This is a genomic window from Glycomyces sp. NRRL B-16210, assembly GCF_000719515.1.
Lineage (GTDB): Bacteria > Actinomycetota > Actinomycetes > Mycobacteriales > Micromonosporaceae > Glycomyces.
Genome location: NZ_JOGR01000004.1, coordinates 248,662 through 262,627 on the forward strand (window position 1 = coordinate 248,662; position 13,966 = coordinate 262,627).

At 71.7% G+C, this 13,966-nt stretch carries 13 protein-coding genes; 6 read left to right on the forward strand and 7 right to left on the reverse strand.

The features are described from left to right. Window position 1: 1 nt before the first annotated feature. On the reverse strand, window positions 2-1,354 hold the full coding sequence (locus IF12_RS0107570; protein ID WP_030156423.1) for an extracellular solute-binding protein: 1,353 nt from the start codon (window positions 1,352-1,354) through the stop codon (window positions 2-4). Between the two features lie 291 nt (window positions 1,355-1,645). On the opposite strand from IF12_RS0107570, the gene IF12_RS0107575 reads away from it, so the two are divergent. The 5 genes from IF12_RS0107575 to IF12_RS0107595 all read left to right on the forward strand — a co-directional run bounded on the left by IF12_RS0107575 (window position 1,646) and on the right by IF12_RS0107595 (window position 7,714). Further along, complete coding sequence (locus tag IF12_RS0107575; protein WP_030156427.1) at window positions 1,646-3,655, forward strand: beta-galactosidase; 2,010 nt, start codon at window positions 1,646-1,648, stop codon at window positions 3,653-3,655. 17 nt (window positions 3,656-3,672) lie between these two features. Beyond that, on the forward strand, window positions 3,673-4,785 hold the full coding sequence (locus IF12_RS0107580) for an arabinogalactan endo-1,4-beta-galactosidase (protein WP_030156429.1): 1,113 nt from the start codon (window positions 3,673-3,675) through the stop codon (window positions 4,783-4,785). Window positions 4,786-4,876: 91 nt separating this feature from the next. Further along, window positions 4,877-6,016, forward strand: coding sequence for an arabinogalactan endo-1,4-beta-galactosidase (locus tag IF12_RS0107585; protein WP_030156431.1), 1,140 nt, complete (start codon window positions 4,877-4,879; stop codon window positions 6,014-6,016). A 173-nt stretch (window positions 6,017-6,189) separates the two neighbouring features. Then, the gene (locus IF12_RS0107590) at window positions 6,190-6,783 is read left to right on the forward strand and encodes a cysteine hydrolase family protein (RefSeq protein WP_030156433.1); all 594 of its coding nucleotides are present in this window, start codon (window positions 6,190-6,192) and stop codon (window positions 6,781-6,783) included. A 19-nt stretch (window positions 6,784-6,802) separates the two neighbouring features. Continuing rightward, on the forward strand, window positions 6,803-7,714 hold the full coding sequence (locus tag IF12_RS0107595) for a GlxA family transcriptional regulator (protein ID WP_030156434.1): 912 nt from the start codon (window positions 6,803-6,805) through the stop codon (window positions 7,712-7,714). A 32-nt stretch (window positions 7,715-7,746) separates the two neighbouring features. Here IF12_RS0107595 and IF12_RS0107600 read toward each other — a convergent pair whose 3' ends face one another. After that, entirely contained in the window at window positions 7,747-8,118 is a 372-nt protein-coding gene (locus tag IF12_RS0107600) for a DoxX family protein (protein WP_030156438.1), read from the reverse strand. 123 nt (window positions 8,119-8,241) lie between these two features. Between IF12_RS0107600 and IF12_RS0107605 the strand changes: the two genes are divergently transcribed. Continuing rightward, window positions 8,242-8,910: a TetR/AcrR family transcriptional regulator gene (locus tag IF12_RS0107605; RefSeq protein WP_133884299.1), complete on the forward strand. Its 669-nt coding sequence runs from the start codon at window positions 8,242-8,244 to the stop codon at window positions 8,908-8,910. A gap of 2 nt (window positions 8,911-8,912) precedes the next feature. Here the strand turns inward: IF12_RS0107605 and leuE are convergent, their stop codons facing one another. The 5 genes from leuE to IF12_RS0107630 all read right to left on the reverse strand — a co-directional run bounded on the left by leuE (window position 8,913) and on the right by IF12_RS0107630 (window position 13,859). Then, window positions 8,913-9,563 carry a leucine efflux protein LeuE gene (gene leuE, locus IF12_RS0107610; protein ID WP_030156442.1) on the reverse strand — a complete coding sequence of 217 codons (651 nt, stop codon included), beginning with the start codon at window positions 9,561-9,563 and terminating at the stop codon, window positions 8,913-8,915. A 221-nt stretch (window positions 9,564-9,784) separates the two neighbouring features. Then, the gene (locus tag IF12_RS0107615; RefSeq protein ID WP_051704091.1) at window positions 9,785-10,843 is read right to left on the reverse strand and encodes an AI-2E family transporter; all 1,059 of its coding nucleotides are present in this window, start codon (window positions 10,841-10,843) and stop codon (window positions 9,785-9,787) included. A 66-nt stretch (window positions 10,844-10,909) separates the two neighbouring features. Beyond that, on the reverse strand, window positions 10,910-11,758 hold the full coding sequence (locus IF12_RS0107620) for a heme ABC transporter ATP-binding protein (RefSeq protein ID WP_030156446.1): 849 nt from the start codon (window positions 11,756-11,758) through the stop codon (window positions 10,910-10,912). Next, window positions 11,758-12,861, reverse strand: a complete 1,104-nt coding sequence (locus IF12_RS0107625) for an iron ABC transporter permease (protein ID WP_051704092.1) — start codon at window positions 12,859-12,861, stop codon at window positions 11,758-11,760. Before IF12_RS0107625 ends, IF12_RS0107620 begins: the two co-directional genes overlap by 1 nt. After that, window positions 12,858-13,859, reverse strand: a complete 1,002-nt coding sequence (locus IF12_RS0107630) for a hemin ABC transporter substrate-binding protein (RefSeq protein WP_035748599.1) — start codon at window positions 13,857-13,859, stop codon at window positions 12,858-12,860. Before IF12_RS0107630 ends, IF12_RS0107625 begins: the two co-directional genes overlap by 4 nt. Between the last annotated feature and the right edge of the window lie 107 nt (window positions 13,860-13,966).

A 13,966-nucleotide genomic window follows, 5' to 3' on the forward strand; every position in this document is an offset into this window, starting at 1 on the left:
CCTACAGCCCGGCGAGTTCGTCGTAGCCGGCGACGGCGGCGGCCGCGGCGTCGTCGGCCGAGGTCAGGTTGTCCCAGACGGCCACGGTCATCTCGTTGGCGGTGGACCAGAAGTACTCGGGCAGCTGCGGGAGCAGGTCGGCCTGCGCGGACTGGGCGACGATGCCGGCCACGTGCGGGTCCTCTTCGAGGCCCTCGATGTGGGCGAGCAGGTCGGTGTTGAGCGCCGGGATCTGCCCGGTGGTGGCGTAGAGCGCGGCGGCGCCCGCGTCGGAGGCCAGGAAGTTGGCGAACACGCGCGCGGCGGCCGGGTACTTCGTGTACGCGGAGACGGCGATGACGTGCATCCCCGCGAAGGAGCTGGCCGGGTCGCCGGACTCGCTGGCGGGGATGGTGGTGACCCCGTACTCGAAGCCGTGCTCCTCGGCGCCGGCGTCGAAGGCGGAGAAGGCCCACGGGCCGGTGATGATGTACGGGGTGACGCCCGCGGCGAACTCGGCCTCGACGGTCTCGGGGGTCGCGTCGGCGCTGGGGACGTTCCACAGGTCGCGCAGGCTCGCGTAGTACTCCAGGGCCGGGATCAGCGAGGGGTCGTCGAAGCCGGGCTCGGCGACGTCGCCGCCGGGGTAGACCTGCCAGCCCATGGAGGACAGGACCGAGTAGGAGTAGTAGATCTCGCCGGGGACCCAGCGGACGGTCCACTGGTTCTTCGCCGAGTCGTTGTACTGCTCGGCGACGGCCCGGATCTCCTCCCAGGTGGTCGCGGGCTCCTCGGAGCCGGTGATCTCCTTGAGGAGGGTCTTGTTGTACATCAGGGCGATGGACTCGGTGGTGACCGGGACGGCGTACATCCGGCCGTCCGAGCCGGTCACGACGCCGGTGAAGGTGTCGCTCATGCGGCTCTTGAGGACGTTCTCGTACTCGCCGAGGGGCGCGGCGGTGCCCTCCTCGATGGAGCGGGCGACCTGGTCGTAGAAGGTCATGAAGACGTCGCCGCCGTTGCCGGCCTCGCCGGCGAGGGACATCTCGGGGACCGCGTCGTTCTGGGCCACGAGCTCGTAGGTGAACTCGATGTCGGGGTAGACGTCCTTGAAGGCCTCCTTGAACGCGGCGATCTGCGCGTTCGCGAGGTCCTCGTTCTCGAACCAGAGCTTGAGGGGCACCTCACCCGAGGCGATCTCCTCCTCGATGACGTACTGCTGGGCGTCGGCGTCCCATTCGAGGTCGCCGCGCTCCTCTTCCTCTTCCGGGCCGCCGCAGGCCGCGAGGGTCCCCGCCGCCGCGACGCCGCCGCCGAGGGCGAGGAGGTTCCGCCGGTTGATCGAGGGTCCTGCGTGAGCACCTTTGCTGCGCATGTCTAGTCCTTGTCTCAGGTGAGGGAGTCCGGCGTCGTGCTGGGCCGTATACCGTGCCGGTCCAACTGATGTGCGCCACCAGACTGTGAACGTTTACACGAATCTAGCGATCTAGGCCTCACTTGGCAACCAAGTTTTGCACCCAATGGTCGTTTACGCGGCATAAATTCTTCATAGAACGATCACAATTTTGACACGAATCCCGAGTGCATCGCAGGTTGCGGGAGATTCGAACATGGAGTACTGTGCACGTTCACAGGCATTTGTGCAAGGAACCTCACAGGAGACGCGGTGCAGACCATTCGCTACGGAGGCGACTACAACCCCGAACAGTGGCCCGAGGCGACCTGGAGGGAGGACGTGCGGCTCATGCGCGAGGCGGGCGTCGACCTCGTCAGCCTCGGCGTGTTCAACTGGGGCCTCATCGAGCCCGCCCGCGGCGAGTACGACTGGACCGACCTCGACCGGATCGTGGCGCTCCTGCACGAGCACGGCATCGGGATCAACCTGGGCACCCCCACCTCCTCGCCGCCCGCGTGGCTGCGCAAGGCCCACCCCGAGATCCGCCTCGTGGACTTCGAGGGCCGCACCCTCGCCGGGGGCTCGCGCCACGGCGTGTGCCCCTCCTCCCCCGTCTACCGCGAGGCCTGCGCCGCGATCGTCGAGCAGCTCGCGGTCCGCTACGGCGCCCACCCGGGCGTCGAGCTGTGGCACGTGCACAACGAGTACGGCTGGGCCAACGTCGAATGCTACTGCGAGGTCTCGGCCCTGGCGTTCCAGGCCTGGCTCGCCGACAAGTACGAGGACGTCGACCGCCTCAACGAGGCCTGGGGCACCGCCTTCTGGGGGCTGGTCTACCGGTCCTTCGACCAGGTCGAGGCGCCTTCGGCCGCGCCTCCCGGGGTCAACCCCGCGCTCCGGCTCGACTGGAAGCGCTTCTCGAACGACCAGCACATCGCCAACTACCGGCTCCAGCGGGACGTCATCGCGAAGCACTCGAAGGCGCCGGCGACCACGAACTTCATGATCCCCAACTGCGAGGGCATGGACTACTGGCGCTGGGCGGGCGAGGTGGACGTCGTCTCCAACAACCACTACCTCATCGCCGAGCGCGAGGACCACCAGATCGAGCTGTCCATGAGCGCCGACCTGACCCGCGCGGTCGCCGGCGGCCCGTGGATGATCATGGAGCACTCCACCTCCGCGGTGAACTGGCAGCCGCGCAACATCGCCAAGACCCCCGGCGAGCTGCGCCGCAACTCCCTCGCCCACGTCGCGCGCGGGGCCGACGGCCTCATGTTCTTCCAGTGGCGGGCCTCCCGCGCCGGGGCCGAGAAGTTCCACTCCGCGATGGTCCCCCACGGCGGCACCGACACCGAGCTGTGGCGCGACGTGGTCGCGCTCGGCGGCGACCTCAAGGCGCTGTCGGCGGTGGTCGGCACCGAGGTGGGCGCCGACGTCGCGGTCCTGTGGGACTGGGAGGCCTGGTGGGCCCTCGAACTCGAGTGGCGCCCCTCGGTGGATCTGCGCTTCCGCGAGCGCGTCGAGGCCTACTACGCGAGCCTGTGGAAGCAGCACGTCACCGTCGACTTCGCCCACCCCGAAGCGGACCTGTCGGCCTACCGGCTCGTCGTCGCGCCCTCCTCCTACGCGCTCAGCGACGCCGCCTCCAAGAACCTGCGCGGCTACGTCGAGCACGGCGGGCACCTCGTCGTCTCCTACTTCTCGGGGATCGTGAACGAGCACGACACCGTCCACGCCGGACCGCACCCGGGGGCGCTGCGCGAGACCCTCGGACTGTGGATCGAGGAGTTCCACCCGCTCCGCGAGGGCGAGGGCCTCGCGATCGAAGCCGACCCCGGCGCCGGGGTCGAGTCCGCAGCCAGCGGCAGGCCGTGCCTCGAGACCGGCGCCAGGGGCCGGATCTGGTCCGAGCACGTGCGCCTCGACGGCGCCCGCGCCGTCGCCCGCTTCGCCTCCGGTCCCGACGCGGGCCGCCCCGCCCTCACCCGCCACGACCTGGGCCGCGGCACCGCCTGGTACGCCGCGACCGCCCTCGACGAGGCGACCGGCCTGGACGAGCTGCTCGCCACCGCCTTGGACGCCGCCGGGGTCGAACGACCCGCCGGCATCCCCGGCGGCGTCGAGTTCGTGCGGCGCGGCCCCATGAGTTTCCTGATCAACCACAGCGATCAGGACGTCACCGTCCCCGGTCTCCGGGGCACCGATGTCCTCACCGGCGTCGCTCACCAGCGCAGCGTCCCGGTACCCGCCGGAGAGGTCGTCATCCTCACCGACTGAAAGCGAGCGAAGTTTCAATGAAGAGACGAACCGCCCTCACCGCGGCCGGCGCCCTCGGCGCCGCGGCCGCACTCGCAGGCGCCGCGCCCGCCGCGCAGGCGCAGACCGCGTTCGCGCGCGGCGCCGACATCTCCAGCCTCGCCAAGTCCGAGGACTACGGCGGGGAGTACATGTGGTCCGACGGCTGGCGCGAGGACGCCATCTGGATCCTCTCCAAGAGCGGGGTCAACTGGATCCGGCTCAAGGTGTGGGTCGACCCCGCCGACGGCTACAACACCAAGTCGCAGGTCGTCGACCTCGCCTCGCGAGCGAAGGCCGCCGGGATGGACGTCCTGGTCGACTTCCACTACTCCGACTTCTGGACCGACCCGGGCCAGCAGGCCAAGCCCGCGGCCTGGAACTCCCTGGGCTTCAACGCGCTCAGGGACGCCGTCTACGACCACACCGCCGACGTGCTCGGCGGCCTGCGCTCGGCCGGGGTCACCCCCGGCATGGTGCAGGTCGGCAACGAGCTCAACGGCGGGATGCTGTGGCCGGACGGGCGCTACGACCGGCTCGACCAGCTGGCGCAGCTGCTCACCGCGGGCGCCCACGCCGTGTACGACACCTCCCCGGCCTCCAAGGTCATGCTGCACCTCGCCGAGGGCGGCAACAACTCCCTGTTCCGGTGGTTCTTCGACGCCGCCAGGGACCGCGGGGTGCCCTTCGACGCCATCGGCGCCTCGTACTACCCGTACTGGCACGGCTCGCTCTCGGGGCTCCAGTCGAACCTGAACGACATGGCCTCCCGGTACGGCAAGCCGGTCTACGTCGTGGAGACGGCCTACCCGTTCAGCACCGGCGACCGCGACGGGCACCCGAACATCGTCAGCTCCTCGACCCCGGTGTCGGGATACCCGGCGAGCCCGGCCGGGCAGTCGAACATGCTCACCGCGATCGCCAACGTCGTCAAGAACGTCCCGAACGGCATGGGCCGCGGCGTGTTCTGGTGGGAGGCCACCTGGATCGCCGTGGACGGCAACGGCTGGGACCCGACCGACCCGAACAGCGGCAACGCCTGGGAGAACCAGGCGCTGTTCGACTTCTCATGGAGGGTCACGCCCGCGCTGCGGACCCTCGGCACCCTGTAGCGGCGCCGCCGCGACCCGACTTCCCCTGGTGGGCGGTCCCGCCCCAGCGGGACCGCCGAAAACCCTCTCTCTCACAAAGGAGCGCGACCTCATGAAGCGCAGAACCGCACTCACCGCCGCCGGCGCCCTCGGCGTCGCCGCCGCGGCGGCCGGCACCCCGGCACTGGCCCACGCGGCCCGCAATTGCAGTCCCGGACCCGCCCAGGGCGGCTTCGTCCGCGGCGCCGACATCTCCGGGCTCGTCAAGAACGAGGACTACGGCGCGGTCTACCGCCGCGCCGACGGCACCCAGGCCGACGCCGTCGACATCCTCGCCGAAAGCGGCCTCGACTGCATCCGCGTCAAGGTGTGGGTCGACCCCGCCGACGGCTACAACACCAAGACGCAGCTCGTCGAACTCGGCCAGCGGGCCAAAGCCGCCGGGATGGACGTCCTGGTCGACTTCCACTACTCCGACACCTGGGCCGACCCGGGCAAGCAGTTCAAGCCCGCCGCGTGGGAGGACCTGAGCTTCGCCGACCTCAAGGGCGCCGTCTACGACCACACCGCCGAGGTGCTCGGCGCGCTCACCGACGCCGGGGTCACGCCGACGCTCGTGCAGGTCGGCAACGAGACCAACGGCGGCCTCCTGTGGCCCGACGGCCGCTGGGACCAGCTGGAGCAGATGGCCGAGCTGCTCGCGGCCGGATGCGAGGCGGTGGACGACGCCGTGCCGTCGGCGCAGGCGATCCTGCACCTCGCCGAGGGCGGCGACAACGGCGCGTTCCAGTGGTTCTTCGACAACGCCGTGTCGCACGGGGTGCCGTTCGACGCGATCGGCGCCTCGTACTACCCGTACTGGCACGGCCCGCTCTCGGGCCTGGCCGCGAACCTCGACGACCTCGCGACCCGGTACGGCAAGCCGCTGTACGTGGTCGAGACGGCGTACCCGTTCACCACCGGCGACTCCGACGGGTTCCCGAACATCATCTCCGACGCCGAGCCGGTGGCCGGGTCCCCGGCGAGCCCGGAGTCCCAGTCGTACTGGCTGGAGGAGATCGCCGCGGTCGTCAAGGCCGTGCCGAACGGCCTCGGCCGGGGCGTGTTCTGGTGGGAGGCGACCTGGACGGGCGTCGAGGGCGCCGGCTGGGACCCGGCCGACCCCTCCAGCGGGAACGGCTGGGAGAACCAGGCGCTGTTCGACTTCGACGGGAAGGCGCTCCCGGGGTTGCAGACCCTCGGGAGCCTCTGAGGCCTCACCGACCCTCACGGGCGGCCGCGCCGTCCGGCGCGAGTTCCCCCGGCGCCGTCCAGGCGCCGGGAGGACCGGTCGGGCGGCGCGGCGGTTCCATGTGGCCGGATCGTTCCGGTTCGGGACGCGATCGTGCCTGAGCGGGAGGGGTTCGCGGGGGCAGCATTGGGGCCATGAGAACCGCACTGCTCGTCATCGACGTCCAAGAGTCCTTCCGTCAGCGCCCGATGTGGGAGGCGATCAGCGACCCCGGGATCGCCGACCGGATCGACCCGCTCGTGGAGGCCGCCCGCGAGAACGGCGACCTCGTCGTCTGGATCCGCCACATCGAGCCGGGGACCGGGAACGTGTTCGACCCGGCCCGGGGCTTCGTGGAGTACCTGCCCGGCCTCAAGCCCGCCGAGGGCGAACCCGAGTTCCTCAAGACCGCGCACAACGCGTTCACGACCACCGGGCTCCAGCAGACGCTGACGCAGCGCGGCGTCCGGGAGGTCGTGGTCACCGGCATCCGCACCGAGCAGTGCTGCGAGACGAACGCCCGCGTCGCCTCGGACCTGGGCTACGCGACGGTGTTCGTCACCGACGCGACGGCGACCAACCCGATCGAGCACCGCGACGCGCCGCCGGGGCGCGGTCTGGACGAGATCCTGGCCGACCCGCGCACGCTCGGCACCGACGCGATCATCGAACGGACCGAGTACGCGCTCTCGGGGCGCTTCGCCGCGGTGACCGACGTCGCCTCGGCGGTGCGAGACTGGCGGGAGTGAACCGCGAGGAGGGTGCGCCGTGACCGAAGTCGTCTTCGTGCTGCTCCCCCGCCTGCACCTGCTCGACCTGGCCGGCGCGGCGCAGGTGTTCTCGACCGCGGCCGACGTTCTGCCCGAGGGGGCCTACCGGCTGCGGTACGTCGCCGAAGCGCTCGAAGTGCCGACCGCGCAAGGGGTCGCGCTCCGGGCCGAGACCGATTGGCCGCGCCTGGGGCCCGGCGACCTGGTGATGGTGCCGGGCTGGCGCTCGCCGGGGACGGCGGGCGGGCCGCGGCTCTCGCGGGCGCAGGAGCGTCGGCTGCGCGAGCACCATGAGGACGGCGGCACCGTCGCGAGCGTCTGCTCGGGCGCGTTCGCGCTCGGGCAGGCCGGGCTGCTCGACGGGCGCCGGTGCACGACCCACCACGCGCTCCAGGACGAACTCGCGCGGCGCTTCCCGCGCGCGAGCGTGGTCCGCGACGTGCTCTATACCGAGGACGAGCGGGTGGTGACCTCGGCGGGGATCGCCAGCGGGATCGACCTCGCGCTGCACCTGGTGGCGGTGCGGCACGGGCCCGCCGCCGCGGCCCGGGTCGCCCGCGAGATGGTCGTCTTCGCGCGGCGCAACGGGCAGGAGCCGCAGGCGAGCGCGATGCTGCGGCACCGCTCGCACCTGTCGGACGCGGTCCACCGCGTGCAGGACCGCATCGACGCGGAGTTCGCCGAGCCGCTGCGGCTGGCGGACCTCGCGGCGCGGTCGGGATTGTCGCAGCGGACCCTCACGCGGCAGTTCGGCGAGGCGACCGGGCTGACGCCGCTGCGGTACCAGTCGCTGCTGCGCCTGGAGCGGGCCGAGCACCTCATCGGGCAGGGCGCGACGGTGGAGTCGGCGGCGCGCGCGGTCGGGTTCGCCGACGCGCGGATGCTGCGGCGCCTGCGGGCCGGGCGCTGAACGGCGGAGGCCGGAGCCTCCGCCGACATCCCCTAGAACGCGTACGGGCCGAAGCGGCCCCAGGCGATGACCAGTGCGATCACGAGGAACGCCGCGTTGACGACGATCCCGGAGTACTCGCCCTTGCGGAAGTGGTAGATCCCGGCGAGGACCATGATGACCGCGAGGCCGAGGGCCGCGAGCGGGGTCAGGACCACGGCGATGCCGGTGAGCGCGGGCAGGACCAGGCCCAGGGCGGCGGCGAGTTCGGTGACGCCGACGAGCTTGACGACCCCGGGCGAGAAGTCGTTCACCCACGGCATCTTCGGGGCGAGCTTCTCCTTGGGCTGGGTCGACTTCAGCAGGCCCGCCATGAGGAAGGCGGCGGCGAGCAGGATTTGCAGGATCCAGAGGAAGACGTTCATCAGGGCGATCTCCATGACCGATCGAAGGGCGGGCGCACAGGAAACGGAGCGCCCTATCCGGTTGCGGACACTGATGCCAACAACACAAGCGGATAAGACATTCCACTTGGATAGGATGTGCTGATGGAACCGAGCCCGGAGGAGGCCGGCTGCGACCGCGCCCGCCTGCGCAGCGACGCCGAGCGCAACCGCGCCCGCATCATCGAGGCCGCCCGGACCGTCTACCGGCGAGAGGGCCTCAGCGCCTCGATGGCCTCGATCGCCCGGGCCGCCGGGGTCGGCATCGCCACGCTCTTCCGCCGCTTCCCCACCGCCTCGGACCTGGTGGCCGCCGTCTTCGAGGACGCCATGGAGGCGAACCGGAAGGCGGCGCTGGCCGCGCGCGAGGAGCCGTGCGCCTGGGACGGCTTCCGCGCCTACGTCGAGACCGTGTGCGCGCTCCAGGCCGACAACCGCGGGTTCGCCGAGGTGCTCGCCATGAGCTTCGGGACGGCCAAGGGCATGGAGCGGGCGCGCCAGGAGGCCTTCGAGGCGTTCACCGAGCTCGTCGCCCGGGCCAAGGCCGAAGGGCGGCTGCAACCGGACTTCGTGGGCGAGGACCTGCCGATCCTCTTGATGGCCAACGCGGGCGTGCTGGCGGTGGCCGGGGACGCGGCGCCGGAGGCCTCGCGGCGGCTGGTGGGCCAGATGATCCGCGGCTTCGCGGTCGGGCCCGCCGAGGCGCTGGCTCCCGCCCCGCCCCCGCAGCGGCTGCTGCGGGGCATGGTCCGCCAGCGCCGGACGGCGGGCTGAGTTCAGCCGGTGGCGAGTTTGGCGGCGAAGCCGATCATGACCGCGCCGACGAGGCCGTTGCCGGCGGCGGCGAGCCTGCGGCGGCGGCGGAACACCTGGGCGAGGCCGTCGCCGGCGAGGATGAGGGTGGTCAGGTAGACCATCGAGATGCTCTGGAGGATCACGAAGAGCACGCCGTAGCTGAGGACCGGCCAGGCGTACGAGGGGTCGACGAACTGGACGAAGAAGGCCACGAAGAACAAGATCGCCTTGGGGTTGAGCAGGCTCGCGATGAGGGCCCTGGTGAAGGGCCGCTCGTTCGAGACGGACGCGGTGGCGGCGGGCTCGGGGACCGGCTCGCCGCGGCGGGCCGCGCGCCAGCCTTTGAGGCCGCCGCGGATGAGGCCGAAGGCGAGGTAGGCGAGGTAGACGACGCCGGCCCAGCGGATGAGCCCGTACAGGAAGGGCGAGGCGGCGAACATGGAGGCGAGTCCGGCGGCGGAGGCGACCATGAGGACCGAGTCGCCGCAGAACACCGCCGCGGCGGCTTTGAACCCGTCGCGTTTGCCGCGGCGCGAGGCGACCGAGAGCACGTAGAGGGAGTTGGGTCCGGGCAGCAGGATGATGAGCACGGTGGCGACGACGTAGGTCCACAGGTCGACGGTGCCGAACACGGGCGGGTCCTCTCGGGGCGCTGGGGTGGCGAAACCGCCCAAGCTTACGGCCGCCGAAAGCGCTTCGGCAACCGCCGTCCGGGCGGCTTTCGCGGTCGGTTCGGGCGCGTGCGGAGGCGATGGTGCGGGGTCTCTATGCTGGCGGTGAGCCGAGGCCGGTGGCGCGCGCGGGTATGCGCCGCCGGCCTCTTCGCGTGCGTATGCGGTGGTCGTCTCGGGCGTCAGGAGTTGTCGAGGCGCGGTTGCACGAGTTCCTTGCCGATGAGGCGGATCGCGGCGTAGATCGGGACGGACAGGACGATGCCGACGACGCCGAAGAGGGTGCCGCCCACCAGGACCGCCACGATCGCGGCGAGGTTGGAGACCTTGACGGCGCTGCGCATGACCGTGGGGTAGATGACCCAGTTCTCGACCTGCTGGTAGGCGATGAAGAAGATGACCGAGGCGACGGCGGTCATGGGCGAGACGGCGAGCGCCACGAGGGTGACGATGACCGCGCCGATGGTCGCGCCGATCTGCGGGATGAGGTCGAGGAGCGCGACGAGGATGGCCAGGAGCGCGCCGTAGGGGATGCCGGCGATGGCCATGAAGATCCAGGCGGAGATGCCGGCGAGGGCGCCGATGGCGAGCGCGCCGATGAGGTAGGCGCCGATCTGGCGGAGGATGCCGCTGAGGATGCGGTCGGCCTTCTCGCGCTTGGAGGCGGCGATGAGGCGGATGACGCCCTGGCGCAGCTGGTTGTAGGAGGCGAGGATGAACACGGTGAGCAGGGCCGTGGTGATGGTCCAGACGACGCCGGTCGCGGCCGAGGCGGCGCCGCCGGCGACGCCGCCGAGGGCCGTGGTGATGTTCTCGGAGGTCATGGCGTTCTGGAGCCGTTCGAGGAGTCCCGATTCGCCGCCGAAGCGCGCGGCGAGGTCGGAGTCCATGAGCGACTGGTAGTAGCCGGGCACGTTCTCGACGAACTCGGTGGTCTCCTTGACCAGGGCGGGGATGATGGCGGCGATGCCGCCGCAGAAGACCAGGGCGAGGCCGGTGAACAGGATCGTCATGGCGAGCCAGCGCGGCATGCCGCGGTTGGTCATCGTGGCGATGACCCGTTGGAGCCCCACGGCGAGGAACGACGCGACGATGAGGGCCGTGAGGAAGGTGCTCAGCTCCTGGATGGACCAGATGAGGGCGTAGGCGACCGCCAGGCCCAGTCCCAGGAGGATCCCGGCGGTCAGGGGCGGGCTCTGCGCGAGACTTCTGCCGAAGGGCAGTCCGGGTTTGTCAGCCATGGAAGATGTCTAGCAGACCGGCGCGGGGTCCGTGGCCCGGCACGCCTCCGGGGGTTCGGGGCGGGTTCATCGGACGGGGGTGACCTTGGGGGCGCCGGTGCCGGGGTCGTGCTCCACGGTGACCGGTTGGCGGTAGACCTCGCCGAGGCGTTCGGCGGTGTAGACCTGGGCGGGTGTGCCGCAGGCGGCGATGCGGCCCTCGGCGAGGATGGCGCTGCGGTCGGAGTAGGCGGCGGCGAGGTCGAGGTCGTGGAGGACGATCACGACGGCGCGGCCTTCGGCGGCGAGTTCGCGGCACAGCCTGCCGACCAGTTCCTGGTGGCGCAGGTCGAGTGCGGCGGTGGGCTCGTCGAGCAGGACCAGTCCGGCGTCCTGGGCGACGACGCGGGCGAGCATGACGCGGGCCTGCTCGCCGCCGGAGAGGGAGGTGAAGGCGCGGTCGGCGAACTCGTCGGCCTCGGTGAGGGCGAGGGCGTCGGCGACGCGTTCCTCGTCTTCGGCGCCGCGGCCGGTGCCGGTCCAGGGGGCGCGGCCCATCTCGACGACGTCGCGGACGTTGAACGGGAAGGAGACGCGGTGGGCCTGCGGGAGCACGGCGCGGCGGCGTGCGATGTCGAGCGGGGTCCAGTCGTCGATGGGGCGGTCCCAGAGGGCGACCTCGCCGTCTCGGGCGTCGAGGTCGCCTGAGAGCGCGGCGAGCAGTGTGGACTTGCCGGCGCCGTTGGGGCCCACGAGGCTGAGGACCTCGCCGGCGCGCACGTCGAGGTCGATGCCGCGCAGGACCTGCTTGCCGCCGAGGGTGACGCCGAGTCCGGTGACGGCGGCGGGGACGGCCGGGACGGGGCCGGGGTCGGCGTGGTCGGGCGGGCGCGGGGCGAGCGAGCGGGGTCGCGGGAGGAGGGAGCGCAGTCGCATCAGGCCCAGCCTCCTTGGCGGCGTCGGGTGCGGCGCAGCAGCCAGAAGAAGAACGGGCTGCCGACGAGCGCGGTGAGGATGCCGAGGGGGATCTCGGCGGGGGCGGCGATGGTGCGCGAGGCCAGGTCGGCCCAGACGATCGCCGCGGCGCCGGCCATGGTGGACAGCGGCAGGAGGGTCCGGTGCCCTGGACCGGTGGCCATGCGGATGAGGTGGGGCACCACCAGTCCGATGAAGCCGACGACGCCGGAGACCGCGACGGCGGCCGCGGTGAGGAGCGCGACGATGACGACCAGTTGCAGGCGCATCCGCTCGACGTCGACGCCGAGGTGGCGGGCGGGTCTCTCGCCCAGGGCGAGCAGGTCGAGGCGGCGGGCGAAGGCGGGCGCGGCGAACAGGCCCAGGGCCGCGAGCGGGGCGACGGCGAGGATCTTCGGCCAGGTCGCCTGCGAGAGACTGCCCATCTGCCAGAAGGTGATCGCGGTGATCTCGTCGTTGTCGGCGTAGAAGATGAAGATGCCGATCAGGGCCCCGGCGAGGCCGTTGACGGCGACGCCGGTGAGCACGAGCGTCACCACTTCGGTGCGCCCGCCCGAGCGGGAGAGCAGGTAGACGACCGAGACGGTGAAGAGCCCGGCGACGAAGGCGCACAGCGGGATCGTCCAGTTCCCGGCGAAGGTGAGGCCGAAGGCGATCGCGGCGACCGCGCCCACGGCCGCGCCGGAGCTGACGCCGATGACGCCGGGCTCGGCGAGCGGGTTGCCGAACATGCCCTGCATGAGCGCGCCGGCGCAGGCGAGGCAGCCGCCGACGAGCACGCCGAGGACGACCCGCGGGAAGCGGATGTTCCACAGGACGCTCTCGCCGGTGCCCTCGACCGGGGCGCCGCCGAGGCCGATCCGGTGGCCGATCGAGGAGAGGATGTCGCCCAGGGTGATCGCGAAGGCGCCGTTGGAGGCCGAGACGAGCACGCCGAGGGCGAGGACGGCGGCGAGGCCGAAGCCGACCAGGGTGGGCACGGCCCAGCGCCGGCGCGGCCGGGGCTCCTCCTCGGACGGCTCGGATCGGTCCGCGGCGGTGCGCCGCTGCGCGACGGCCGTCATTCGGCGGTGCCGTGGAGCTGCTGGGCGAGATCGGCGACGACGTCGCCGGTGCGGGGCCCGTAGTTGAGCATGATGCCGTCGGGCAGGTGGGCGATCCGCTCGTTCTCCCCCGCCGGGGTCTGGGCGACGCCGGGGATCTCCAGGAGGCCCTCGATGCCGCCGACGGATTCGAGTCCCTTGTCCATCACCAGGATCACGTCGGGCGCGGCGGCCGCGAGCGCTTCGGGGGTGAGTTCGATGAAGGAGCCTTCGAGGGCCGCGGCCCCGGCGTCGATGCCGCCGGCGGCCTCGATGAGCGAGGTCGCTCCGGATTCGCTCCCGCCGATCATGTAGACCGAGGCCGAGCCGCGCAGGTAGAGGAAGGCGACTTCGGGCGGGTCGGAGAGGTCGATGCCCTCGGTGGCCGCCGCGATGCTCGCCATGGTCTGGTCGATGAGCTGCTCGCCGAGGTCGGGGACGCCGAGCACCGCCGCGACGGCGGCGATGCGCTGGGCCGCCGAGTCGATGCCGGAGGCCGGTTCGAACACGACGATGGGCACGCCGGCGGCGGTGATCTGGTCGAGCGCGGTCTGGGGGCCCGAGCTGGTCTCGGCGAGGATGAGGTCGGGCTGGAGCGACAGGACGCCTTCGGCGGAGATGTCGTGGCCGTGGCTGACGACGGGGAGGTCGGCGGCCTGCTCGAAGGTGGCGGTGATGTCGCGGGCGACGACGCGGTCGCCCAGGCCGAGGGTGAACACGATCTCCGAGAGCGCGCCCGACAGCGGCACGATCGACTCGGCCGAGGCGATGTCGATCACCGCGCCGGTGGCGTCGGTGACGGAGGACGGCAGGACCGGGTCGACGTCCTCGGCGATCGGCTCGATCCGGTCGACGGCCGCCTCGGCGGCGTCGGCTCCGTCGGCTTCGGCTCCGCCGCAAGCGGAGAGCGCGAGGAGCACGGTGGTGCCCAGCAGCGCGGCGGTGGCGCGGGTGATCCGACGGGGGCGGCGTCTGCGCACGGCGGTCTCCAGTTCGTTCCTCGGGGATGCCGATCGAGCCTAGGTTAGGCTTCGCTAACAATTCTTAGCACCCCCTTTGCGAGTGTGCCTCAACTTAGGTTAGCCTT